Source organism: Lysinibacillus sp. NPDC096212 (genome assembly GCF_044763105.1).
Lineage (GTDB): Bacteria > Bacillota > Bacilli > Bacillales_A > Planococcaceae > Lysinibacillus.
This window is the reverse complement of sequence record NZ_JBIWFQ010000004.1, coordinates 61,622-87,264: the sequence shown is the minus strand read 5'-3', so window position 1 is coordinate 87,264 and position 25,643 is coordinate 61,622. Positions and strand designations below refer to the sequence as shown.

At 37.5% G+C, this 25,643-nt stretch carries 25 protein-coding genes; 8 read left to right on the top strand and 17 right to left on the bottom strand.

The window, feature by feature from the left end; all coding sequences use genetic code 11:
- Positions 1-13: 13 nt before the first annotated feature.
- From ACIQ7T_RS05350 to ACIQ7T_RS05325, 6 genes are read right to left on the bottom strand one after another with little or no spacing between them, the layout of a single operon-like run.
- The gene (locus ACIQ7T_RS05350) at positions 14-991 is read right to left on the bottom strand and encodes an ABC transporter ATP-binding protein (protein WP_402869031.1); all 978 of its coding nucleotides are present in this window, start codon (positions 989-991) and stop codon (positions 14-16) included.
- The gene (locus ACIQ7T_RS05345; RefSeq protein WP_370077440.1) at positions 966-1,994 is read right to left on the bottom strand and encodes an ABC transporter ATP-binding protein; all 1,029 of its coding nucleotides are present in this window, start codon (positions 1,992-1,994) and stop codon (positions 966-968) included. Before ACIQ7T_RS05345 ends, ACIQ7T_RS05350 begins: the two co-directional genes overlap by 26 nt.
- 17 nt (positions 1,995-2,011) lie before the next feature.
- Complete coding sequence (locus ACIQ7T_RS05340) at positions 2,012-3,469, bottom strand: aldehyde dehydrogenase family protein (RefSeq protein WP_402869029.1); 1,458 nt, start codon at positions 3,467-3,469, stop codon at positions 2,012-2,014.
- An 11-nt stretch (positions 3,470-3,480) separates the two neighbouring features.
- Positions 3,481-4,227 carry an SDR family NAD(P)-dependent oxidoreductase gene (locus ACIQ7T_RS05335; RefSeq protein WP_402869027.1) on the bottom strand — a complete coding sequence of 249 codons (747 nt, stop codon included), beginning with the start codon at positions 4,225-4,227 and terminating at the stop codon, positions 3,481-3,483.
- A gap of 1 nt (position 4,228) precedes the next feature.
- Positions 4,229-5,317, bottom strand: a complete 1,089-nt coding sequence (locus tag ACIQ7T_RS05330; protein WP_402869025.1) for a tartrate dehydrogenase — start codon at positions 5,315-5,317, stop codon at positions 4,229-4,231.
- Positions 5,314-6,546, bottom strand: coding sequence for a M20 family metallopeptidase (locus ACIQ7T_RS05325; RefSeq protein WP_402869023.1), 1,233 nt, complete (start codon positions 6,544-6,546; stop codon positions 5,314-5,316). Before ACIQ7T_RS05325 ends, ACIQ7T_RS05330 begins: the two co-directional genes overlap by 4 nt.
- A gap of 791 nt (positions 6,547-7,337) precedes the next feature.
- On the opposite strand from ACIQ7T_RS05325, the gene ACIQ7T_RS05320 reads away from it, so the two are divergent.
- From ACIQ7T_RS05320 to ACIQ7T_RS05310, 3 genes are all read left to right on the top strand, one after another.
- On the top strand, positions 7,338-7,727 hold the full coding sequence (locus tag ACIQ7T_RS05320; RefSeq protein WP_402869021.1) for a barstar family protein: 390 nt from the start codon (positions 7,338-7,340) through the stop codon (positions 7,725-7,727).
- A gap of 168 nt (positions 7,728-7,895) precedes the next feature.
- Positions 7,896-8,342 (top strand): NUDIX domain-containing protein, encoded by a 447-nt coding sequence (locus ACIQ7T_RS05315; protein ID WP_402869019.1) that lies wholly within the window; start codon positions 7,896-7,898, stop codon positions 8,340-8,342.
- Positions 8,343-8,664: 322 nt separating this feature from the next.
- Positions 8,665-8,859: a DUF6980 family protein gene (locus ACIQ7T_RS05310; RefSeq protein WP_402869017.1), complete on the top strand. Its 195-nt coding sequence runs from the start codon at positions 8,665-8,667 to the stop codon at positions 8,857-8,859.
- A 339-nt stretch (positions 8,860-9,198) separates the two neighbouring features.
- Here the strand turns inward: ACIQ7T_RS05310 and ACIQ7T_RS05305 are convergent, their stop codons facing one another.
- The 3 genes from ACIQ7T_RS05305 to ACIQ7T_RS05295 all read right to left on the bottom strand — a co-directional run bounded on the left by ACIQ7T_RS05305 (position 9,199) and on the right by ACIQ7T_RS05295 (position 13,878).
- Positions 9,199-10,323: a conserved virulence factor C family protein gene (locus ACIQ7T_RS05305; RefSeq protein ID WP_402869015.1), complete on the bottom strand. Its 1,125-nt coding sequence runs from the start codon at positions 10,321-10,323 to the stop codon at positions 9,199-9,201.
- A gap of 12 nt (positions 10,324-10,335) precedes the next feature.
- The gene (locus tag ACIQ7T_RS05300; protein ID WP_402869013.1) at positions 10,336-12,222 is read right to left on the bottom strand and encodes an ABC-F family ATP-binding cassette domain-containing protein; all 1,887 of its coding nucleotides are present in this window, start codon (positions 12,220-12,222) and stop codon (positions 10,336-10,338) included.
- A 234-nt stretch (positions 12,223-12,456) separates the two neighbouring features.
- The gene (locus ACIQ7T_RS05295) at positions 12,457-13,878 is read right to left on the bottom strand and encodes an anion permease (RefSeq protein ID WP_370077424.1); all 1,422 of its coding nucleotides are present in this window, start codon (positions 13,876-13,878) and stop codon (positions 12,457-12,459) included.
- A 494-nt stretch (positions 13,879-14,372) separates the two neighbouring features.
- Between ACIQ7T_RS05295 and ACIQ7T_RS05290 the strand changes: the two genes are divergently transcribed.
- Positions 14,373-14,708 (top strand): 2Fe-2S iron-sulfur cluster-binding protein, encoded by a 336-nt coding sequence (locus tag ACIQ7T_RS05290; protein ID WP_370077423.1) that lies wholly within the window; start codon positions 14,373-14,375, stop codon positions 14,706-14,708.
- Between the two features lie 290 nt (positions 14,709-14,998).
- On the opposite strand, the gene gdh is transcribed toward ACIQ7T_RS05290, so the two are convergent.
- The 5 genes from gdh to ACIQ7T_RS05265 all read right to left on the bottom strand — a co-directional run bounded on the left by gdh (position 14,999) and on the right by ACIQ7T_RS05265 (position 20,456).
- On the bottom strand, positions 14,999-15,784 hold the full coding sequence (gene gdh, locus ACIQ7T_RS05285) for a glucose 1-dehydrogenase (protein WP_402869011.1): 786 nt from the start codon (positions 15,782-15,784) through the stop codon (positions 14,999-15,001).
- A gap of 329 nt (positions 15,785-16,113) precedes the next feature.
- Positions 16,114-16,569 (bottom strand): YoqH family protein, encoded by a 456-nt coding sequence (locus ACIQ7T_RS05280; RefSeq protein WP_402869009.1) that lies wholly within the window; start codon positions 16,567-16,569, stop codon positions 16,114-16,116.
- Positions 16,570-16,967: 398 nt separating this feature from the next.
- The gene (locus tag ACIQ7T_RS05275; protein WP_370077678.1) at positions 16,968-17,567 is read right to left on the bottom strand and encodes a nitroreductase family protein; all 600 of its coding nucleotides are present in this window, start codon (positions 17,565-17,567) and stop codon (positions 16,968-16,970) included.
- Positions 17,568-18,071: 504 nt separating this feature from the next.
- A complete protein-coding gene (locus tag ACIQ7T_RS05270; RefSeq protein WP_370077420.1) occupies positions 18,072-18,686 on the bottom strand; it encodes an HD domain-containing protein in 615 nt (204 codons plus the stop codon).
- Positions 18,687-19,577: 891 nt separating this feature from the next.
- Positions 19,578-20,456, bottom strand: a complete 879-nt coding sequence (locus ACIQ7T_RS05265) for an Rpn family recombination-promoting nuclease/putative transposase (RefSeq protein ID WP_402869006.1) — start codon at positions 20,454-20,456, stop codon at positions 19,578-19,580.
- 76 nt (positions 20,457-20,532) lie between these two features.
- On the opposite strand from ACIQ7T_RS05265, the gene ACIQ7T_RS05260 reads away from it, so the two are divergent.
- The gene (locus ACIQ7T_RS05260) at positions 20,533-20,754 is read left to right on the top strand and encodes a hypothetical protein (protein WP_402869004.1); all 222 of its coding nucleotides are present in this window, start codon (positions 20,533-20,535) and stop codon (positions 20,752-20,754) included.
- A gap of 138 nt (positions 20,755-20,892) precedes the next feature.
- On the opposite strand, the gene ACIQ7T_RS05255 is transcribed toward ACIQ7T_RS05260, so the two are convergent.
- Positions 20,893-22,572 (bottom strand): formate--tetrahydrofolate ligase, encoded by a 1,680-nt coding sequence (locus tag ACIQ7T_RS05255; RefSeq protein ID WP_402869002.1) that lies wholly within the window; start codon positions 22,570-22,572, stop codon positions 20,893-20,895.
- A gap of 324 nt (positions 22,573-22,896) precedes the next feature.
- Between ACIQ7T_RS05255 and ACIQ7T_RS05250 the strand changes: the two genes are divergently transcribed.
- Positions 22,897-23,097, top strand: a complete 201-nt coding sequence (locus tag ACIQ7T_RS05250) for a cold-shock protein (protein ID WP_132358884.1) — start codon at positions 22,897-22,899, stop codon at positions 23,095-23,097.
- 81 nt (positions 23,098-23,178) lie between these two features.
- Here ACIQ7T_RS05250 and ACIQ7T_RS05245 read toward each other — a convergent pair whose 3' ends face one another.
- Positions 23,179-23,964, bottom strand: a complete 786-nt coding sequence (locus ACIQ7T_RS05245; protein WP_402869000.1) for a VOC family protein — start codon at positions 23,962-23,964, stop codon at positions 23,179-23,181.
- A gap of 203 nt (positions 23,965-24,167) precedes the next feature.
- Between ACIQ7T_RS05245 and ACIQ7T_RS05240 the strand changes: the two genes are divergently transcribed.
- Positions 24,168-24,656 (top strand): flavin reductase family protein, encoded by a 489-nt coding sequence (locus tag ACIQ7T_RS05240; RefSeq protein ID WP_402868998.1) that lies wholly within the window; start codon positions 24,168-24,170, stop codon positions 24,654-24,656.
- Between the two features lie 135 nt (positions 24,657-24,791).
- Positions 24,792-25,334, top strand: coding sequence for a carbon monoxide dehydrogenase (locus ACIQ7T_RS05235; RefSeq protein WP_402868996.1), 543 nt, complete (start codon positions 24,792-24,794; stop codon positions 25,332-25,334).
- A 65-nt stretch (positions 25,335-25,399) separates the two neighbouring features.
- On the opposite strand, the gene ACIQ7T_RS05230 is transcribed toward ACIQ7T_RS05235, so the two are convergent.
- A complete protein-coding gene (locus ACIQ7T_RS05230) occupies positions 25,400-25,555 on the bottom strand; it encodes a YezD family protein (RefSeq protein ID WP_370077414.1) in 156 nt (51 codons plus the stop codon).
- Between the last annotated feature and the right edge of the window lie 88 nt (positions 25,556-25,643).

Here is a 25,643-nt window from a genome sequence, read left to right as displayed (position 1 = left end):
CTTAATTTTCAGTTTACTCATCATATAAAAAGCATGCTACCCGTTGATGGTTATTTTCTTCCTGAAGCACAGGCCGTTCCTGATGACATCTGTCCATGACATAGGGACAACGTGTATGAAACACACAGCCTACAGGAGGATTCATAGGGCTTGGCAATTCACCCTGTAACGATATTTCTTGTTTCGGTTGATCAAAATTGATAACTGGGATCGCTGATAGCAACGCCTGCGTATATGGATGAAGAGGATTCGCATATAATTCTTTCTTTGTGCCAATTTCCACTACCCTCCCTAAATACAACACAGCCACCCGATCGCTAATATGCTTCACAACACTTAAATCATGTGAAATAAATAAATAGGTCAAATGAAATTCATCCTGTAAATCCATCATTAAGTTTAAGACCTGTGACTGCACCGAAACATCTAGTGCAGATACAGGCTCATCCGCAATAATGAACTCTGGATGAATAGCAAGCGCCCGCGCAATCCCGATTCGTTGTCTTTGACCGCCGGAAAATTCATGAGCGAACTTTTGCATAGCATCTTCTGGGAGACCTACCTTTTGTAAAAGCTCCTTCACACGTTCTTTGCGTTGCTCTTTCGTTAATGTTAATTGCAGCTTCATCGGTTCTTCAATAATGGTACCTATGCGCATACGAGGATTGAGTGATGCAAAAGGATCCTGAAAAATCATTTGCATTTGATTGCGAAAAGTTTGCAACTTATTGCCCTTTAACTGCTGAATGGGCTGTCCTTTATAGAAAATTTCTCCCTCAGTCGGTTCGACGAGTTTTAAAATAGTTCGGCCAAACGTCGATTTTCCGGAGCCGGATTCTCCTACAATGCCAAGCGTCTCGCCACGGAAAATTTCAAGTGAAATATCATCGACTGCTTTAATGACTTTTTTCTCTTCCTTCATCGACTTACGTTTCACAGGAAAGTAGGCTTTTAAATGATTAATTTCAAGCAAAACTTCTTTCTTCGTCATGATCAAGCGCTCCCTTCTCCGTAAATAAATGACAGCGCACTTTATGTTCATCTTGAATATGGATTACCTCTGGTAGCACCTCATGGCATTGTTCCATCGCAAATGGACAGCGCGGTGCAAAGCGACAGCCCTCTGGTAACGCATAAGCTGGTGGAACAGTGCCTGGGATTGACGGCAACCTTTTAACATCTGTGTCTAGATTAGGCATTGTTTTTAAAAGAGCAGTTGTATATGGATGCTTTGGATTCATAAAAAGCTCTCGCACTGGTGCTTCTTCTACGATTTGTCCCGCATACATGACCATAACGCGATCTGCCGTTTCTGCTACAACGCTCATATCATGCGTAATAAATAATATAGCCGAATGATGTTCTTCCTTCATCTTCATCATAAGCTTTAAAATTTGTGCTTGTACGGTTACATCAAGTGCCGTTGTTGGCTCATCCGCAATCAGCAGCTGAGGGTTATTAGACATGGCGATTGCAATCATGACACGCTGGCGCATACCACCTGATAATTGGTGCGGATATTCAGCAATAACCTTTTCCGCATTGGCAATACCAACTTCTTTTAACAACTGTAGAGATTTCTCCCATGCCTCTTTTTTTGAAATCTTTTGGTGTCTACATATTCCTTCCATCATTTGATTACCGATTGTGAAAACTGGATCTAATGACGTCATCGGCTCTTGAAAAATCATACTAATTTCATTGCCTCTTATGTTACTCATCTCTTTATTTTTATAGTCTAAGAGATTTTTACCATTCAATTTAATCGTACCAGCTGAAATTTCTCCTGGTGGTATGGGCAGTAACCGTATAATGGATAGCGATGTAATACTTTTACCACTACCAGATTCACCTACAAGCGCAACCGTTTCTCCCTTACGGATCGTAAAGCTCACATCATCAACAACTTTTGCCTCTTTACCATTTTTTAAATGGAATTTTATTTTTAAATGATTTACCTCTAGTAGCACTTGATTTTCTTTTGGCTGATCCATATGCATCCCTCCGTTTATCACATTTGATTTGGTGGTGCATAGCGTATCGCGATATTTTTCATTTGCGTATAATTTCTCAACGCGACAAAACCTTTTTCTCGACCAATGCCGCTCTTTTTATAGCCACCAAACGGCATTTGAATTCCGCCTGCTGCTCCATAGTTATTAACAAACACTTGTCCAGCTTTTACACGGCTTGCGACATAATGTGCAGTATCTAAATCCTTCGACCAAACCCCTGCAACTAAACCGTAGTCTGTATTATTTGCCAAGGCAATTGCTTCCTCAACGGTCTTAAATGTCAATACCGTCAACACCGGTCCGAAAATTTCCTCCTGTGCAAGTGTATCGTTAGCTTCTACCCCTGCAAGTATTGTTGGTTCAACATAATATCCTTTTTCATAGCCCGCAATCGTCAGTGTCTCACCACCAGTAATCACAAAACCATTTTCCTTCGCCTTTTGCAACAGTGTTGAAATCTTCGTATATTGCCGTTCATTTAGAAGTGGACCCATATCAACGTCTGCTTCACCCGGACCAACTCTTAAAGCTTGAAATTTCTGCACTAATTGAGCAATGAATTTTTCTTTGGCACTTTCTTCAATTAGTAATCTAGCCCCCGCAGAGCATGTTTGCCCGGCATTCTGAATAATGGCACGTACAACACCATCAAGTGCTTGCTCTATGTTGGCGTCCGCAAAAACAATATTTGGTGATTTCCCACCAAGCTCTAACGTTACAGGTACAACATTTTCAGCAGCTGATTTCATCACTGCTATGCCTGTTGGAACAGAGCCTGTAAACGTAATATGATTGATATCAGGATGAGATGTTAAATAGGGTCCTACATCACGACCTAAGCCTGTAATATGCTGGAAAATACCCCTCGGCAATTTATCCGCAAACCATTCCGTTATAGCATGAGTAGTCAATGGCGTATCTTCCGCACTTTTGACAATTACTGCATTGCCAGTAGCAATTGCAGCTGCTACACTTCTCGCTGTGATTTGAATAGGATAATTCCAAGGCACGATATGTACGGTAATTCCAACAGGCTCTAACACTACCGCATTTAAAATGCCGTCTTCAACAGGAATCGTGTCCCCCATTACTTTATCAGCAGCTCCTCCATAAAACTCAAAATAGCGAGCTGCTGCTTCAATATCGGCTCTTGCTTGTGTTAACGGCTTACCTACATCACGACATTCTAATAAACTCCATTCCTCTGCATGCTTGCGTATATAGTGCGCAAGTTCCACAAGTAGCTGTCCCCGTTCATAGGCCTTTATTTTCCGCCACTCTTCACTTTCAAACGCTACACGCGCAGCACATACAGCTTCGTCGACATGCGTTTTACTTGCATTCGTAATTTGGGCAATGACTTCACCAGTAGAGGGGTCCATAACATCTAATAAGGCCTCTTCTATAGCACCGTAAGCCCATTCACCATTTATAAACATCGGAATTTTTTTCACCCTTATCCCTCCTATAGTCCGCGACCACCGTCTACATGTAAGGTCGTTCCTGTAACCACGCTAGCTGCTTCAGAGAGTAAATAACTTACTGCTCCTGCAATGTCCGATGGATTCACTAAACGTCCAAGCGGGACCGATTGAACAAAGACACTTTGCTTTGTTTGCTCGATATCTGCTCCTTGTGCCGTAAATTGACCAAGCATCTGTGTATCAGCAGGCCCTGGGTGAATCGTATTAACACGTATTTGAAACGGTGCTAGTTCAATAGCCAAAGCACGTGTAAAACTCTCCGCAGCCCCTTTAGAAGCAATATAAGCTTGTAACCCTGGGCGTGGACGTACAGCAGAAATGGAAGCGATTGTGACAATTGAACCTGTGCGTCGCTCTTTCATGTATGGAACGACTGCCTTTGTTGTAATAAATAAACTTTTAACATTGACATCCATTAATCGATTCCACTCGTCCATCGTTACTTGCTCAAGCGGTGTTGCTGACTGCGCTATACCTAGTGCATTGACAAGGCCATCAATACGTCCATACTTGTCAAAAACCTGCTTGAACACTTCGTTCACGCGCTCCTCTTGCAAGGCATTAACTTCAAAGCATTGAAAGGTATCCTGCACTAAATCACTTAAAGAAGCTACTGATAAATCGAGCCCAACTGCTATATTGCCCTTCGCAAGCTGTTCCTGAATAATGGCTTTCCCCATACCGCCCCCTGCACCTGTGACGATGACGACCTGTTGCTCTACTGCCATGCTATACACCCCATGTCGCTAAATTCAGTTTTATAATCTCCTGACAAATCGCATCACCCATTTGTGCTGTTGTCGCCTGTCCACCAATATCTGCAGTTTTCACAACACCTTCTCGAAGCACCGTCTCAATCGCATGAACAATTAGCTGTTCTATATCCCGTCTTCCGATATGTCCAAGTAACAAAGCAAGTGACCAAATTTGTGCGATTGGGTTTGCTATGCCCTTTCCTGCGATATTTGGTGCTGACCCATGCACAGGCTCAAACATTGATGGGAATTCTTTTTCCGGATTTAAATTTGCTGATGGAGACAACCCAAGACCACCAACAATAGCTGACCCTAAATCTGATAAAATATCTCCGAATAAATTGGAGGCAACTACAACCTGAAAATCTTGTGGTCGCTCTACGAAATAAGCTACTAAAGCATCGATATAGATAGATTCTAACTCTAGTGCAGGTGAGCTTTGTGCTAGAATTCTCTTAGCATGCTCATCCCAAAACTTCATTGAATGGATAATGGCATTCGATTTTGTCGCACTCGTAATTTTTGTTTTGCCATTTTTATAGGCATAATCACAGGCCGCTTGGACAATTTTTTCAATACCGATCCGTGTCATAATCGTATTTTGAATCGTCATTTCCTGTGGTTGATTATGATAAATTCGCCCACCACTATCGGAATATTCCCCCTCTGCGTTTTCCCGGAAGATCACAAAATCAATATCCCTTCCGTTGGCAAGCGGTGAGGCTATGCCAGGTAGTGATTTAATCGGACGGAAATTAACATATTGCTGGAAGCTTTTTCGTATCGGCATAATTAATTCCCATACTGTCACGTCATCCGGAACACGAGCATCTCCAATAGCCCCGAATAAAATTGCATCGTATTCTTTTAATATGTCTAATGCATTGTCTGGCATCATTTGACCGTGCTTGAGGTAATAATCTGAACTCCAAGGAAAAATTGTTGTTTCTATTTGTAAAGACGAATCGTGTTCCTGAAGAGAACTTAGTACCTTTAGTGCTTCTTCCATAACTTCCTTTCCAATGCCATCACCAGGAATTACTGCGACTTTTGTGTGAGTCATTGTGCATCACCTGCTAAAAACTTTAATGCCGCCAAACGGTAAATGGCTGTTGTTTCTGCTAATTCTTCGATATCGACATATTCATCAATTTGATGGGGAATATCACGATCACCCGCTCCAACGGTAACGATTGGTACTCCATGCACATGAAGGAACGTTCCATCCGTAGCCCCTGGTACACCGTTATATTTCGGCTCTTTTTCCGTTACTTCAGCGACTGCCTCATAAATGGCTTGTACAACAGGATTCTCCTTCGCTGTTGCTGTTGCAGGACGGTTATCAAGCACTGTTAGCTCCACTTTAAAATCTGGATCATCTGCTTGCAGACGTTTAATAATGGCATCAATTTTACCTAGAAGCTCATCATGATCCTGTGCAGGGACTGTACGAATATCAAGCGTTGTCATACAGTGATCAGGAATGACATTAATTTGTGCATCTCCTTTTACAGGCGCTCGTAAAATCGTTGGTGTAATAGATGGCCAATTAAGCATCGGATCACGTCCTAATCGTGCTTGCTCTTCTTTTTCTAATTTTTCAAGCTCTACAATAAAACGTGCCATGCGCCAGTTCGGATTAATGCCACTCCAAGAAATTGCACCGTGCGCCATTTTACCGAAGATATCTACTTTCAAACGTATTGCCCCGCGCTGTGCAATACAGACATTGTTTTCCTCTGGCTCACAGATAATCGCCCCATCCACATCATCTGCCCAGCCATTTTTTATAAAATGTTTAATCCCAAGCATCAATCCTTCTTCATCGCACGGAATACATAAAATAATCTTGCCTGTAAATTCCTCCTGATCCAGTAACAACGACTGACAAGCTGTAATCATACACGCAAGATTTCCTTTTGTATCATTTGTACCTCGGCCATACATTCGACCATCAATAATTTCTGCACCGAATGGATCGTACGTCCATGCTTCACGATTTCCTTCGGTAACGACATCTGTGTGTCCTTCAAAGAGTAGTGTTTTTCCTGGCTTACCCGAATCAATAATACCAATAACATTCGGCCTTCCTGGCACAACCTCCTCTACATGTGTTTCTATCCCGATCTCACGTAAATATTGAGCGACAAAATTCGCGACTTCTTGTTCATTGCCATTTGGATCATCTTCTCGATAAACGCTATCTATTCGTACTAGCTTTTGTGTAAGCTCAATAACTGCTTCTCGGTCGCGCATATAAGATTCCGTTGTCTTTAAATTTGTTACTGTCATTCAAATGCCTCCTTGTTTTATAGAATATTCTAGAGATCATTTATGCCTCCGCATAATTGCGTCCGGAATCGGCTTTGTCTTGGGCCTGCAGATGTTTTTTGCGCGAAAGCGAAGCGACAGCAACACAGCACCGATGCAGGTCAGTTAGCCTTTATCGCATGGATGCGATGGTTTTAGGCTAACATCCTCTAAGAACTCTTTTCCGATTCCATGACATCCGCCGGAGACTTTGGGCCAACAGATGTTTTTTGTGCGAAAGCGTAGTGAAACGAAGCGCAGCAACAACATGATGTTGGTCACTCAGTCGTTGCCACAGGACGTGGCGTTCTTAGACTGAGTTCCTCTATTTTAGCAGGTGTTTGGACATCTGCTAAAAGAAGTTAAATCATTTTAACATTGTCCTATTAGACAAGTATTAGACACTTTGTTAATAATACATAGAATGCTATTAACGTTTTGTTTAGTAGTAAAAAGCTAAAAAACAACAAAATTATCTACCTTATGTTGTTTTTCGATATAAAAAGATCGAACATTTACCATAATGTGGGATTGATTTTCGTTCCGGCTGGGCGCTTTTCTGGAGCGTCCGATTTTCACCACAATCAACTTATTCGCATGGCATAGGTTTTATCAAAATGTCATCTCATTTTTAGGTGATAAAAATATAAATAGCTTTTAGTTTTAAGCTGTTTCCGAAAAGATTGTTGCTATTCAACTGACGGAGCAGGTTAGTGCAGCGAGGAAGTATGATAAAATCAAACATACTATGCATTTAAGGTGGTTAAAATGAAATGAATAAAGTTTTTGTCGTAGATGGGAATAATTTTTCAAGCTTTGAGGAATTTTGTAAGGAGTTTTCGAGAGTTGTTCTTTCTGGAAAGTTTGAGTGGAACGGAACCCTCGCTGCATTTAATGATATTTTGCGTGGTGGCTTTGGTGAAATTGAATTTAATGAAGATTATACAATTATTTGGACAAATTCCGATAAATCTAAAAGTGATTTAGGATATGAAGAAACAATAATTAAACTCAATGAAAATTTGGAAAGATGCCATCCAAGTAATAAAAAATATATACTACAAGAAATAAAGGATGCGAAAATGAACAAGGGTCCAACTATATTTGACTCAATAAAAGAAATAATCCTTGATCACGAAAATGTAACATTGATATTAGAATAATCCTTATTAAATAAACGGTGCTTTAGTACAAGATTGCAGAGCTGTTCAGGCAGCTCTTTTTTCTTATTCTAGTAACGATGCAGGTTAGTTTAACAAGAAAAACTAAGATAAAGGTATTTGTATGCTGCTTATTGAAGTAATATTAAGCTTATCAAAGGAGGCTTCCTTATGACTTATTTGAAAAATAATGGATTTAAATTTCTAAATTTTATTAATATACCAGAAACAGATATAAAAAAATACCAGCCTCTATCGGGTTCTTTTGCCGTAGTAAAGTGCGAAGGAAAGTTTCTCCTTTGCTATAACACTTGGCGTAAACAATGGGAACTACCTTCTGGAGGTAGAGAGAATAACGAAACGTCAAAGGAATGTGCCATTAGAGAACTTTACGAGGAAACTGGACAATTAGTTACAAACTTAGAATTTAAAGGATTAATCAAAGCCGAAAATTCATTAGATGGCAACATAAAATATAATCCTGTGTACTTTACTACAATGGAAAAACTACAACCATTTATAGAGAATGAGGAAACATCAGAAATAAAGCTTTGGGATTTAAATGAGGAAATAGGTTATATTGATTCAGTTGATATAAATATATTTGATTATCTTTAAACAAAGATAGTGAGCAATGGCTTCTTGAACTAACGGAGTAGGTATTTTTTTTAGATACCAATATAACTACAAGAAGAATTAGGATAATTAAGAGGTTTTTTATGCAAAAAATCGGAATTGAAAAAGCAAACTATAAACCAACATTAAAAATTTCAAAAGATTTATATAACTATAATTCTATTTTTGAATAAAAAAGTAAGTCAGAAATTTTTGAAATGTTAACTCCTTATAATAACAAGTTAGTCATTTTTAAAAATAAGACAGAAATTATAAACTGCTTCAACTAACGAGTAGCTTTACTTAAATAAGGGGAAATGAAATTATGAAAAACCATTGTTGTGAGGATATGACTTTTCATGCAAATTTCAAGTGTGAAATACATGAGAATCCGTTTGAATGTCCTGATAAAATAATCATTTTTTATGAACAAAATAATGACTACGGTTTGATAATACATGATGGTGGGATGTCGATTATTAGCATTGATTTTTGTCCTTGGTGTGGTTCGAAACTTTGATTTTTAAATACTTCCTTCTTTAACTATCGAGGTACTATAGTTGAGGAAGAAGATAGCCAAACCAGATGTAACAAACTTTGAGAAAACCGCCTAGTTTTAAAAACATTGTGCTACGGCATTTGAAGATTTAGGACAAATTAGAACTTCCTAAAGAAATGTAGTCTTGCAAGCGACTTATCGACATTTTGCCGGCTGGAAAAGTGAATTTTAGGGGGGATTTTACTTTTCAGAAAAAGCAACAATAAAAGAAAACCAGCGTCTCTGTTGAACTACATTCATAGCAGAGAGCTGGTTTATTTCTTTTATCCACATTATCGGGTCACTGATTAAAGTTTCTCATTATTGCTGGCGAGACTCTGTCATTTGTTTCCAAACAGAACCTTTTGCTTCCTCACCCTGTTCGATGCGGGCAATCGCCATTTTTACTTGTAGCTTTACTTCAAACTCTTTATCTTCTGCAGCAGCCTTTAATGCTGCTAATGAGTTCTCAGTGCCTACCTCATATAAGTACATAGCTGCACGCCAACGAACAAGTTTGTTTTTATCCTGTAATGCTTGTTGCATCGCGTCTTCAAATTCTACGAAGCCGAGGTCACTCATACAATCTCCAGCAGTTCGACGGACCGCTGCACTTTTATCCTGTAATGCCTTTTCCAAATATGGCACGACTGCTACATCTTCAATCATTCCTAAATAAACGGTTGCTAGTCGACGGATAGACATTTGCTCATCTTGTAACGCCAAATCTAAAAGCGGTAAATCATCTAGCTCTGGATCTGCCATTTGGTCAAGCAATTGGAAACGTTTTTCCCATTCTGGTTGCTTAAACTGTTCAACAGTAATTTTTAGTTTAGCTGGCTTCTCAATAGTTTTCTCAGAATCATTAATCGTTGCTACAATCTCCGTTAAACGTTCCTCAGAATATGTCACATCGATTTCTTGTTTTACTGCTTCCGCAATTTCCTCGAGCTCTCCATAACGTACGCCATAGTCGATCCATTTACGTTGGAAAATATAATTTTCATCAACTGCTGTCTCAATAATTTTATTGAAAGCTTTCACAAAGCGATCACCACAGCTTACACGGTGCTCACGTTGGTTATCAAATACCTTTACTTGAAGAGGTACTTGCTTATAAAATTGCACATGAACGTACACTTCACCATAAAATTCATTGGCTACTTGTTCTTTGTTTACTTCCTGTACGTCTTCACCTAACACTTGGCGAATGCTTGCTAAAATACCTTCCCATGCATACTTTGCGTTACGCTCAACAGCGAAGAAGTCTGCTACATGATAAACACCTTTAACACCTTCGATTGCTAAAATCGCTGCTGCTTCACCAGTTGCTTCGTCTTTATTATCTTTTGTAAAATTATAGCTCTTGCCAAAAGGTAACTCTGTATCAACGACAATCTTCATAGAATTAGGACTTGGTGTCGGTTCAATTGTAATAATCTTCATGTCTATCGCTCCTTATCCATTTACGATTTCATCTAAATATGACCATCTTTCAATAAGGTGTTCATATTGTGCATTTAACTCATCTAGCTTCGCCGTTAATTCCTGTAGCTTTGTAAAATCAGCACCAGCGTTGGCGATACCTTCTTCTGTCACCATAATCGCTGTTTCCGTCTTTTCAATTTCTTCAGCAATCGTTTCCCATTCTTTTTGCTCTTTAAAGGATAATTTTTTCTTGTCCGATTTAGGCTTTTCAGTCTTAGGTTTTTCGACTTTTGGCGACTCTACCTTTACAGCGGCTTCCTGTTCACGCTTTTGTAAATATTCACTGTAAATATCAAGCGTCTCATTAACATGCCCAAGACCATCTAAAATCCACAGCTTTTTCGCAATTCGATCTAAGAAAAAGCGATCGTGGGATATAGTAATAACGACTCCAGGGAAATGCTCAATGAAATCCTCTAGTACACCTAATGTTTCAATATCCAAATCATTTGTAGGCTCATCTAGTAACAGTACGTTTGGTTGCTCCATTAATAATCGTAATAAATGCAGACGTTTACGCTCGCCACCCGATAATTTACCGATAGGTGTACCGTGTGCATGAAGTGGGAATAAGAAACGCTCCAACATTTGAGCAGCCGAATAGCGTACACCCTCTGCATCTGTAATATCATTGGAAGCTTCGCGGATATATTCAATCATGCGCTCATTTTCATTCATTTTTGGTAAAGTTTGTTTAAAATGCGCTAACTTCACTGTCGAGCCAACAAGAATTTCACCAACATCAGGTGTAAGCTCTCCTGATAACATGTTCAATAATGTTGATTTTCCTACACCATTGGCTCCGATAATTCCAATACGATCGCCCTGCTGCAGTAAAAATGAAAAGTTTTCGAGGATTTTTTGATCACCAAAAGCCTTTGAAATATTTTCAGCCTCTAAAACCTTCCGGCCAAGACGAGTTGTTGCTAAGCCAATTTCAAGAGAAATATCCTCAGATTTACGCTCTAAGTTATCCTCTAACTGCTCAAAGCGCTGGATACGTGCCTTTTGCTTCGTAGAACGCGCTTTCGCTCCACGACGAATCCATTTTAATTCTGAGCGATAGCGGTTGCGGTCTTTTTGTGCGGAGGCTGCTTTCATTTCTTCACGAATAGCACGTGCTTCTAAATAATCCCCATAATTCCCAGTATGTCGGTATAGTGTTTGATCAGCTAGCTCGTAAATATGAGTAGACAGCTCATCTAAAAAATAACGATCATGGGTAATAAATATCACTGCTCCCTTTAATCGTAACACCATTTCCTGCAGCCACTCTGTTGACTGCACATCTAAATGGTTGGTAGGCTCGTCTAATAAATAAAGATCTGCCGGCTCAATTAAAACTTTAGCTAAAGCAACGCGCTTTTGTTGACCGCCTGACAGTGTTAATACTTCTTTATCAAACATTTCAATTCCAAGCTTCGTAAGGGCTGTCTTAGCAAGTGCATTGACATCCCATGCCTGCTCTTCATCCATACGATGTTGCAAGCTAAATAACGTTTTTTGTAAACTTTCTGAAGTCGGATTTAATGCAAGTGCAGCAACCGTTTCCTCATATTCACGATTCAGTTTTAAAATAGGTGAATCCCCTGCAAACACTGCCTGTAACACAGTTTCACCACCATTAAAAGTAGGCTCCTGTGGTAAATATGCAACACGATATTTATTTGGGCGGTCAACTTCCATTGAATCCGCTTCGATTTCATTTGCTAAAATAGAAAGCAATGTGGATTTACCAGTACCATTAATACCAATTAGCCCAGCTCGCTCCCCTTCATAAATTGTAAATTCAATATTTTGAAAGAGCGTTTTATCGCCCACTGTTTTCGTTAAATTTTGTACAATTAAATGACTCATTACACTTGTCCATCTCTTTCATTTAGGTGTTGTTTAGTGTCCATACTACTTTTATATGTAGTTTATTATTGATATCCATTTTTATCATAACACCAAATGACAGGTAAACAAAGGACAACAAACTCTTCTTACCTATCTAAAAAACGCCTCTCCATTAAATCCAAATGAAGAAGCGTTAAAAATCTCAAAAAAATATCCGGATAGAATATTTTCTATCCGGATACAGAAGCTAACTCACCAATAACCAAGAAGCTTCCACCATAGTCCTCCTACTATAACAAAAATCAGGATAGTAACTACGGAAACTACAAATCCAACTGTCCACCATTTCTTTTGGTCAATATAGCCTGCACCAAAGAAGACCGGTGCTGGACCAGAACCATAATGAGTAGTGGCGCCAAATAAATTACTAAATGCCGCTAATAATATAGCTGCCAACATAGCAGGTGCTCCCGCTTGCAACATAACAGATAAAAATGCTGCATACATCGCACTAATATGCGCAGTGGAACTCGCAAAGAAATAATGAGAATAGAAATAGACTAAAGCTAATATGACAACCGCCCATATCCAGCTATATCCAGATACAAGTCCACCAACTTCATTACTAAACCACGGAATCAACCCTAGTTTGTTCATAAAAGATGCCATCATAAATAGCGTTGCAAACCAAATTAGTGTGTCCCATGCTCCTTCTTCCTTTTTAATATCTGCCCATGTTAATACATCTAACAATAACAGCAATGAAAGTCCTATAAGAGCTGCTGTAGTAGCACTAATGCCTAAGTAGTCTCCGCCAATCCATAACGATAACACAGCAACAAATACTACGATCATTCGTTTTTCGGAACTTTTCAGAGGACCGAATTCTTCCAGCTTCTTTTTAGCGATAGCTGCTGCCTCTGGTGTTTCCTTGATTTCAGGCGGATAAATTTTATAAATAACATAAGGAACAACGATTAAAGCGGTTAGCCCCGGGACAATCATGGCTACTGCCCAACCAAACCAAGTAATAGTTACTCCAGCTGAATCACTTGCTAGCTTAACAATTAAAGGATTCGCTGCCATGGCTGTCATAAACATAGCAGATGTTATTAAATTCCCTTGAAAACCTACCTTCAAAAGAAAGGCACCCATCTTACGCTCTGTCCCATCTTCTGGTTTAGATCCGAAGGTATGAGATAATGACTGGATGATTGGGAATATAACACCACCAGCACGAGCTGTATTACTAGGAATAGCAGGTGCTAATATTAAGTCACTTGCTAGTAATGAGTAGGACAGACTCAAAGTTTTTTTCCCAAAAAGACGAACAAATACATAGGCAATTCGTTCCCCTAGTCCCGTTTTAATAAATCCTCGAGAAATAAAGAAGGCAATAACGATTAGCCAAATCGTTGAATTACCAAAACCACTTAATGTCTCTTCAATAGTTAATGTATTTGTTATGGCAATCATAGCCATAGCAATAAATGATATTGCTCCCATTGGCAACGGTTTCGTTATAAATCCTATAATGGTCGCAACAAAAATAGCGAACAGATGCCACGCTTTTTCATCTACTCCTGAAGGCGCTGGACAAAACCAGATAGCCACGCCAACAGCAAGGGAAATGAGGAAAGGAATCCATTTGACTGCGCTTTTTGCTTCTTTCATGATGTTAAAACTCCTTTGACGATTACCCCAATGTATTTAAAAGGAGATTTCTCCCACGATCTAATATTCGAAAGAAAAATAGACCTAATTCAAGATCCCCATTGTCGAAAAAACATAAGTAATTATATATGTTTTATATAATGAATGAAAAGATTTTTAACTCATTACTAAGAAAAAAATGATCTCGGTTCAGAAATATTTCCCTTTTCGTTAATATTATTGGAAAAAAGTTACTTTAAGATTAGCATGTGCAATATCCATTGATAAGATACACGAAGTCTTTAGGTTTTACCCAAGTCGCTCCTTCAAGTTCATGCTTGGGAACCCTTCCTATGGCTACCCACCATATGATTATCCTTCAAACCGCTTCCCTCCATACAAACTTCCTGGGCTAGGTAAAACTTTTTAAACTGTATGAGAATAGCTGGATCAATCCAAACTGATAGTAACAGTTACTGCGTTAAAACCCCATTAATTGAAAGGAGAATTCATAGATGCCACTTGTCACCGTATTTGGAGGAAAAACCTTTGAAGTAGAGGAAGGAAAAAAATTAGTATTAGCTCTTGAAGATAATAATATAAACATTTTTCATCAGTGTGGCGGAATAGCAAAATGCACAACTTGTAGAGTGGAGGTATTAGCTGGTGAATATAAGGATATTTCAAAAATAGAAAAACACGCCTTCTCTATTAAAAATATTGATGAGAATTTATATGAAGACTGTTTGCGGCTATCTTGTCAAATTCGAGTAATAGAAGACATTACAGTTCGGCCTATTTTAACCTTGGAAAATACACAGGGCGAAAGAGGTCCAAGACCAGCAGATTAACCAAATATCGATTATTAATTCAAACTTAAAAAAGATGCGTTAACAAAATGTGATAATTTAAGTTACTTTAATTTATCCAATATAGGAAATTCGATAACGCTGTCTTAATTTTTTATTCAGTATATGTAAAATAAAGAAAGGCATTGGAAGAGGGTTAAATGTCTGTTAGGTTCCAATGCCAGTTTTTATTTATGCTATTTTTTATTAAATCAACAAACGCAACAATGAAGTATTATAAGAATTTAACCACTTTGAATAGGGCAGATAACCCCATTTCCATTTTCCGTTACTTACCCACGACCTGCTTGAAAAGAAGGGTATAAGGTCATTCCACCATCAGCAAATAGAGTGATTCCTGTTACGTAACTAGCTTGGGATGAAGCAAGCCATGCTGCTGTTGCTGCAATCTCCTCTGGTTTTCCGATATACCCCATTGGAACCATACTTTCCACATCTGCACGTTTTTCGGGATCGGCAAATTTCTCAGCATTAATAGGTGTATTAATCGCACCAGGCCCGATATTATTGATACGAATTCCTTTTGGGGCATATTCTAATGCTAATGTTTGTGACATCAGTTTAATGCCTCCTTTACTAGCCGCATAGTGAACAAACAAAGGCCATGGAATAACTTCGTGAACACTGGACATATTGATCACTGTCCCTTTAATATCATGTTCGACGAAGTACTTAATCGCTTCTCTACTTCCTAAAAATGCACCTGTTAAATTCGTATTGATTACTTTATTCCAATCTTCAAGCGGCATTTCATGTGAGGGTACTGGATTTTCTATTCCAGCGTTATTAATCATTACATCGAGGGTTCCAAACTTATTCACAGCAGTCTGGACGAGGTTGATGACATCCCCTTCAACTGACACATCTCCTTTTACAGCTATCGCTTCCCCACCTGCTTTTTTCACTCCTTCAACAACAGCATTTGCCTCTTTTTCATTTGAGCGAAAATTCACGATAACTTTTGCTTTTTCCTCGCCAAAACGTAATGCCATTGCTTTTCCTAATCCTGTTGAAGCACCTGTAATAACAATAACTTTCCCTTCTAAATCTGGATACATTTAAGGTCCTCCTCGTTATACTTTCGCCATCCCTAACATAATTCCAACAGTAAATTGCTGTAAGCTGTCGTTTTGCTTTTTCTCACCTATGATAAAAAACTCGGCCCATACGGGTTTCCACCTGCTTAAAACATAATAGTAATATGGAACGAAGCAAAAACTTTTATACCATTGATATATAAAAGGTTACTTTAAAATAAGGCTGTTTTCTAAAAGATTGTTGCTGTTAAAGCATAAAAAAAGAGTTAATCTACAAAATGTGTAGAATCAACTCTGTATTTATGTTTGATATTTCGTAAATCGAATATTTAACTAAAGCCCCCGTTTATTCAACAAGGTTTTAGTATTTTTTCAAGTACAATAGGACCCGTTTTCTTTGTCTTTGTATTGACTGTCCGAACTTTGATACGAGTAGGTCGCATTATAGGAGAAACTTCATCCAAATTCCCAGCCCAAGTAGTTTCTCCATATTTAGTTAAAGGAGACAATGAGAAAATCCAACTTATTTCTTTCGGAATATATGCTAATACTTCATAACCATCATAATCCCCAAAACTAGATGGCTTTGGTAAATGAAGTGCGTGAACACTGAGACTTGTTCGTTCATCATTAAACTTTCTTTCAATATTATAAATCAGTGCTACTCCTCTGGCATTTTTAGGTACGTTTTTTGTTGGTTCAAGTATTGCTGAACAAGGTGGCAACTCTTCAATTTTATTCTCAGAGTGTGTTTGTGAAGGAAGAATTACTAAAACGAAGATAAGGCTAAAAAGCAATTTTTTCATTTCTGATTCTCCTTAAATTTGTTTAGTATCATTATTCCCAAAACTCCATATTTATTGTATTTCAATCGCTCCTTGTTGAACTATCCTGCACCGTTAGTTGAAGAGCAACAATCTTTACGAAAACAGCTAAAATAAAGAAGAATCCATTTGAACATTTGTTCAAAATGGACTCTTCTTACATTTTGTAGATTGTATTTTAACGTAATTGCAAAATGATGCATATAGAGGTACCGTCAAAAAAATGCGGATTTACAACGCTCAGAAATCCGGATTAAAAGCCGAAATTAAACAACAACCAGTCGTTGGTTCAATACCTTCAACTGGCTGTAAAAAGGTTACTGTCTCAAAAATGACACTCAGTGCCGTACTGCTTGGTATATCATATACATAGCAGATAATTATTTGTGAAATTTTATTCGATCTTCAAGTGGTTGAAATTCTTTTTCGCCTGGTGTTACCGTTGGATTGCCAAAGGGCATTTGCGCAATAAGCTTCCAATTATTAGGGATATTCCATTCTTTTTTCACTTCATCATCAATTAGTGGATTATAATGTTGTAAAGAAGCTCCTAATCCCTCTGCTTCCAATCCTGCCCACAAAACTAATTGGTGCATACCTGATGCTTGATTTGACCAAATCGGAAAGTTTTCAGCATAGGCGGCAAATTGCTCTTGAAGTGATTTAACTACCGCTTCATCTTCTAAGAATAATACTGTACCATAACCTGCTTTAAAAGAATCCATTTTTTGTTGAGTGCCTGAAAAATCTCTATCTCCAACTACTTTTCTTAATACTTCAGTTGTGATATCCCACAATTTATTATGTGCCTCACCTGATAATACAACAATACGTGCAGTTTGAGAATTGAATGCTGACGGGGTATATTTCACAGCAAATTCTACAATTTCTTTAATTCTTTCATCAGATATTTTTACCTCTTTATTAATTCCGTAGTAAGTACGTCTTTCTTTAAGTGTAGTGTAAAAATCTTTTGTCATCATTTTCTTCCTCCAAATTTATTGAAATTGTTTTTACCCACATTGCATCTGTCGCCTAGAGATTTTTAGTTTTATTTCCTAAGACCTCGCCTAATTACAACAGGAACACCTGTCCATAATGAGCAATTTCCTTAATCCTTTCGACTATGTTCACTACTTTTACTATTTTAAATTAAACTAATTATAATATTATGATAAAAATATGTTATCCAAACAAACGAAAGAGTATTCAAAAATAAAAAATGTCTTATATAAAAAAAATCCCAAGCTTATTTGCACAACGCTATCTCACTTACTATTTTCAGAGCTATAGGATGATGCAACGGTTTTTTATGTAATATAGGTAACCTTATTTTCACACAATAATATTTGAGTAGATTTTACGTAAAAAAATTGAATCAAAAAATACTCCTTCCGAAGCAAATGAATGAATCAACATTATTTAACCCTAAAAATCCGTTGTCTATTGAAATAGACAACGGATTTTTTTAGTAGCGTGAGGTATTACTCACCTATTTCATTTTGTAATTGCTCTAAAAACTGTACCATAAATTGATGGCGTTCTTCAGCCATTTGCTTGCCCTTGTCAGTAATCATTAAATCCTTCAGCAATAATAGCTTCTCATAAAAATGGGTAACTGAGGATGTATTTTTATTGCGGTACTCCTCTTCTGTCATATCCGTACGTGCATTCTCTTCCTTGTCGTAAAGCTTTCGACCCTTAGCTCCACCAAAAGCAAATGTGCGCGCAATACCGATTGCTCCAATCGCATCTAAACGATCTGCATCTCGTACTATTTTTGCTTCGAGAGAAGTTGCTTCTAGCTCATTGCCACCATTATACGATACTTGTGCGATGCAATCTTGAATATGTTGCTTCTTCTCCTCGCTTAAAGACAGCTCGGCAATTAGCTTATTCTCTTGCTCCTTGCTATCGGTATACTTTTTATCACTAACATCATGCAACAGCACAGCAATTTCCACGACCTCTGCATCGGCTTCCGGTTCTGTTTGTAATATCGTTAACGCATTTTGATAAACACGTTCAATATGTTGAAAATCATGACTAGCATCAAATTGCTCGTAAATCCCTCGTACTTTGTCCATTAAATTGTTCATATTCTTAGTTCAGTCCCTTCATCCTTTATTATACGGTATTGCTTAGAATTGTTGGTAATTAAGTAACCTCTAGATTTAACAAAAAAATCAATTTGGGAAGTTAATTTCAATTGACTAATTTTTCTGAATATTGTATGATAAATGTACAGAACAACTATTTTTGTTCTGTAGGCTCACTTTTTCAGTGATGTACAAGAACTATGTTTTAACAGATTAAACAACTTCAGCGGGATTTAAAATTGAATACTGTGTTGCAAGATGACGTGCGTATAGTGAAAACCAATCATCTAAACAAATAAAAGTGAACACTTTCCCTTAGAAATTCTTTGTTTTAACCCGCATAGTGAATGTACATTTCGAGATAAGTGAACAAACAAGCTTTTCACGACCTAGAAAGCTTTGAGCATATGTCGCAAGCGTGTGATATTTTTATCATTAATCGATGTTACCTTCTTCTATTCATTATCTTGAATATGTATGAACGTAACTCCTCCCATTAATGGCAAATAGCATACCAATTTCTTGCCATTTTGCGAAAAGTCTAATCATCCAGAGTCGTGCTAACAAAACTAGAGAATTTTTTTAGGCAACAATTTTTCCGAATTTTATTTAAGCCGTAATTGAAGTATTAAGTTATGAAGGAAGTAGGAAACGATAGTTATGTTATGTAATACCAACCCGCTGAAGAAACAATAAAAGCTGCCCATCTTATTTATTGTAGATGATGGCAGCTTTTATTGTTTCTTCAATTTCCATTTTAAAGACATATATCTCCTATCTCCCTTTTCCTTGCTACTTGTTATCCCTTATTCCCCTTCTAAAATATTCCTATGGAAGAAATTCTGAACACGTGAGATTTTAGGGTCATGACGAGCTTTGTTAACCTTTCCGCTATTTGTCTTCACGTCTTTGAATTAGCCTTTCTTTGATTTCTTCAATACGCTCCACAGATAAATCTGTTATTTTATGAATAAAATCAATATCCATGCCATTCGCTAAAAGTTTGTTAGCCGTTTCTTCTTTTTCTTTTTCGATTCCCTGTTGCTCTGCCATATGCTTTACATCCTCCAACTTTGCCTCTTCATCAAGGATATACTTTAAGCGAGATTGATAAGCTATAACATCTTCCTGTGATAAACTTAGCTCTTCCCAAACATTAAATGCCTGTAATAAATGTTCGTCCTTCATCGCTAGTTCCTCCATTTCACGATATATTTTTTTATAGACCTTTTTCTTTCGTGCATCGACCATTCCTAATAACAATAACCAACGTGCTAAAATATCATCCAGTGGCTTAAGAAATCCCCTATGCCATTGTTCAAGGAATTTATTCTTTTCAATAAAGTGCACTTCCAAAGCATCATCCTGTATAACTAATCGCTTTAATGTTTTATCCTCATATAAATGGAAGGTACTGTGATAATATGCACTTTGAGGAAACAATGTGAAATTACATATATTAATAGTAATCGTCGGTAGCAGTTTATGATACCCCATACCCTTTTGTAATTGTGATGTATAAAGTTGAGCCCAGTAAAATAATGTACGCTTAAACATATCGTGTTGATTAGACAATTGAATTTCAATATTAATCATTTGCTGATCCTGCGTTTTCACAACAATATCTAATCTTGACTGCTTATCATCTTTGTATTCGCCACCAATTTCTTGTTTACCTACATCAAAGCCATTTTCCTTTGCTAATAAGTAATCAGTCACTAGACCCGATACAATGCGCACCCCATTCAACTGATGAATGACATTTCCCAATTTTTCTTCGTAATCAACTAAAGTATCAGCATACTAAAACAAGACAACTCATACGTTCTAGTATGAAAGGATGATCTTGCTGAAAAGCCTATTAGAAAATGTAAACCTGTTAGAAAACATATATCAAATATCTATAGCATTCCTTCTCTTATGTTCAATTTTTTCTGTGAGACTTTTAAAAAATTTAAAACGTGAAAGAAAACTTTCTTTTTTTGAATATACAATGTATATAATCATTCGAATTGCAATTTTTTTATGGTTAGCCAGTTTTCTCCTTCGTGAATATAGGGGCTATTAATTTTCTTCCCCTTTTTTCACAATAACTAATATGCTACGGCATTGTTCAGTTACATCCGATAACAAAAGTTAAAAAAGCTGCCCTTTATAACTTAAAGGAACAGCTTTTGCATTTATATATTCTTTTGTACTTCTTACTCTAGAACAACCCTACCGCATGTCCTTCATTATCAACATTCATACGCAAAGCGGCTGGTGCTTTTGGTAAACCTGGCATTGTCATAATATCCCCAGTTAAGCAAACTAGGAAGCCAGCGCCAAGTTTAGGAATGACTTCGCGAATAGTGATTGTAAAGCCTTCTGGACGTCCTAAAAGACTTGGTTGGTCTGATAAAGAATATTGCGTTTTCGCCATACAAATCGGTAGTGAATCCCAACCGAATTTTTCAATTTGGGCAATTTGTTTTTTCGCTTGATCGGTAAATTGCACATCTTTCCCACCATAAACTTTTTGCACAATTGTACGTACTTTTTCCTCAATAGATTCTGTTATGTCATATAATGGAGAAAAATTGTTTTCTTCATCAAGAACAGCTAGCACTTGTTCAGCTAAGCCTAGACCACCTTTTCCGCCTTCCTCCCAGACATTAGTACGTGCGATACGAACATGATTTTCTTGACACCAATTCAGGACTGCTTCTAACTCAGCCTCTGTGTCCGTAATAAAACGATTTAAAGCAATAATCGGCTCAACGCCAAATGTACGAATCGTCTCAACATGTTTGGCTAAATTTTCGATTCCTTGTAAAAGGGCATCAACGTTTTCCCCAACTAGTGACGTTTTCGCTACACCGCCATGCATTTTTAATGCACGAATTGTAGCTACGATTACAACTGCACTTGGTTTAAAGCCTGCTTTACGCGCTTTAATATTCATAAATTTTTCAGCGCCTAAATCTGAACCAAAGCCCGCTTCTGTCACAACGATATCTGCCAGCTTACGAGCTGTTTGTGTCGCCATAATCGAGTTACAGCCGTGTGCGATGTTGGCAAATGGTCCACCGTGAATAATGGCCGGTGTCCCCTCAAGCGTTTGCACTAAGTTTGGTTTGAAAGCATCTTTTAATAATAATGTTAATGCCCCTTCCACTTGAAGATCACGCACGAATACAGGCTCACGGTCAAATGTATAACCGATTACGATACTTGCTAAACGTTCACGTAAATCTTCAATACTTGTAGCTAAACAGAAAACTGCCATTATTTCTGATGCAACAGTAATGTCAAAGCCGTCCTCACGTGGCATCCCTTGAACAGGACCACCGAGACCCACAACAACTTTACGAAGGGCGCGATCATTTAAATCCATTACACGCTTCCAAATTATACGGCGAGGGTCAATGTTTAAAGCATTTCCTTGATGGATATGATTATCAATAAAGGCTGATAATGCATTATTCGCAGTCGTAATCGCGTGAAGGTCACCAGTGAAATGCAAGTTAATATCTTCCATCGGCACAACCTGTGCATATCCACCACCTGTTGCTCCACCTTTTACACCCATTACAGGGCCGAGTGATGGCTCACGTAAAGCAACAACAACATTTTTATTTAATTGATGAAGTGCATCAGCAAGCCCAACCGTTACAGTTGATTTCCCTTCACCCGCTGGAGTTGGACTAATAGCTGTTACCAATACAACCTTTGCATCCTCACCATGTGCTGTTATTTTTAATGGATCAATTTTTGCTTTGTAGCGACCATACTGTTCAAGTGCATCCTCTGGAATACCTGCAGCTTTCGCTATTTGAGTAATAGGTTGCATAACCGCTTGATTCGCGATTTCTAGATCTGTTAGAGGTTGTTTTTTCGTTGTCATTTGGCATCCTACTTTCTATGTCGATCAATTATGCCTCGGCATAATTGCGTCTGGAATCGGCTTTGTGCGTACACAAAGAATTCCTTTCCGATTCTGTGACATCCGCCGGAGGCCTTAACTTCTTGCTGAAAGAAGTTAATTCCATTATAGACTTTATTGTGAAAAAAATCATAGTAAGTTATTCAAGTATTTCGACAATCAATTGACAACATTGCTCAATTCATGTATGTTCTAAATGAAAATGCATTTTTTCACATTTTCACAATTTATGTCACGACTTAATTGATTTTATTCTACATTCAAGCGCATGGGAGGCGAATGCTTATGCAACAGGGAATCGTAAAGTGGTTCAATAATGAAAAAGGTTATGGCTTTATAGAATGTGATGATGGAGAAGATGTATTTGTACATTTTACGGGAATCCAAGAGGAAGGCTTCCGTACACTTGAAGAAGGTCAAAAGGTATCATTTGAAGTGGTGGAAGGCAATCGAGGGCCACAGGCGTCAAATGTTGTAAAAGTATAAACTCAAAGGAGCTGTTCGATGGATGAACGGCTCCTTTTTTCAAATGCTCTTAAATGTACTATCGCTATAAACACTATAACTTCAGCGATTGATCCAATAAAAAGCTCCGGGAAAAACTAGCGTTTCCTTCGTTCTGTCAGTATCCATAAGTGTTACCCCAAACGCCCCTTCATTTAAATGACCTAGTGTCATAGTAGCTGCAGCGACTTTGTCATAAAAATCCAGGCGAATATTTGGTAAATGTAAGGAGATAAACTGTTCTTGTTGTTCAGGCTCTGGTAGTTGTAATACTTTCCTCCATAAATTCACTGTTGCTTGCACATCTTTCACATAAAATTGGACAGATTCCATCGATATAGTTTGATTCGTATCAATGGCTCCATTTGCTTTTAATTGTGCAATACGTTCCTCATCTGTATCAGTCCACTCAATCAAAAATGGAAAATCAATTGCCTGCTCTGTCTTCCCAAAATGCAATAGCTTCCATTCTACTACAGAGCCATCTGGTCTTGTACGACTACAAGCATCTGGTCCATATACTTCAAATCCAAGTGAACGTAAACGTTGTGCCTCTTCTTCAATATTTTTTGTACGCAATGCAATTCTTGAAAAACCATAGCGCTCGTTAGCACGTTTAAACGTATAATGTAAGGAATAAGGTAATTTCACTGCATTTTCAAATAAATTACGATCATAAATTGCTATTTGCTCAATATAGTTTAATCCAAAATAGCTTAACGTATTGTATGTCCCCCACATTGTATGTTGACCACCGTTAACTGTATGGATATTACGTTTATTTAAGAAAATCTTTGTATTTTCTGGTGATTGAACTTGATGAACTAGATGGTCAAAATATAAAGTCATGACTGAACCCCCTTTTTTCTCTATTATATACTTTACCTGTTAGTTTTGTTGGTTTAAAATAAAATTTAGAATATTATAATTATTAGAACTTACTATATTTTATGATATCTTTTTTAAAATGCTCGGCAACAAAAGGATTTCGATGCTAGTAGTTCATCAAAAAAGATTTTTTATTTTCATAAATCAATGAAGAGGTGATTAGAATGACAGACAAAGTAGCTGCTTTTAAACTAGCATTAGGTAATTATCCAACAGGTGTTACAGTTGTCACTGCTTGTAATGACATAGGTGAACCTATTGGCTTAACTGTCAATTCCTTTGCGTCAGTTTCCATAGATCCACTCCTTATTTTATGGTCGCTCGATAAAAAATCACAGCTACATCCATATTTTACAGTGGCTCAAAAGTTTGCTGTAAATATTTTAGCGAGCAATCAAGAACACTTATGTACGTTATTTTCAAGTAAAATTCCAGATCGTTTCGCCCAGGCTAAATGGTCAAACTCTGATTTAGGTCTACCGGTTTTACATGATACTGCGGCCATTTTACAATGCAAAACATCTCAGCAAATCGATGCTGGAGATCATACGATATTTATCGGGCAGGTCCTAGAAATTGAGAATGCACAGAAGGAACCCTTACTTTACCATCGCAGACATATTGGTGAAATCCCAAATAGTTTTTATGATTAGGCTTTGGCAAGAAATATATACGCAAAAAACAGGATGATTGGTCGTAATCATCCTGTTTTTTTGACGTATCTTTCAGCTCTTTATCGAAATAATAAGTTTGATTGATGAAAAAGTAAGAGATGAGGTGTATTACAAATGTTTAAAAAAATCCTTTTCATGATATCTATTATTTTTTTATTTTCTACAAATGAATGGGTAACTGCAAATTTCGAAAACCCTCCTCCTTCCTTTGAGGAAAAATTCGCTGAAGGTGGATATAAATCCGTAGAAGAGTCCGTTAAGGAATTTGAAAATCATTGTAAATGTGCGGTAAAGTTACCCCAAATTATGCCACCGATTTCCTTCACACATCAATTTGGGAAATTTTACGAAGATAAAAAATATAATATGAATGATGCATTGAGTCTTATGTTTGTTAATAAAGAAATAAAAGAAAATATTTATAAAATTGAAATTCGATCAATAGAGAATAAAATAAACTTCAAAGACAAATTGAACTTTAAAGGTAAAGAATATACTCTTCAAGGTGATACAAAAGCGATTTATTTTGAAGACCAACTATTTAACTTTTTTGTCTTTGAAAAAAACAATTCGCAATATTTACTAGGTATTTATAAAGAGGTAACTAACACTGATACACCTCACATATTCGTTAAAATAGCTAACTCTATAAAATAACCTATGCTGTTGCGAAAATGGCCACATAAAACGAAGGAAATAATTTTTGTGGCCTCCTATACAGTTTACTTTTTCTGTGGAAATCTTTGCTTTTCAAGTCTGTTAATTTGCACAATGACACCATCTTGAATCGTAATGTGTACTTCTCCAAACTCCAAATTTTGAATCGCCTTTGCAATTGCCTCTAGTTTTTTGTCATCTACCTTTACCTGTTGAGTCATCCGATACACCCCTTCTTTTAACATATTTTGAGGCCAACTCGTCAATCATAGCCCACTTATCCCTTAGATAGCTTTGTTGGATTTGACC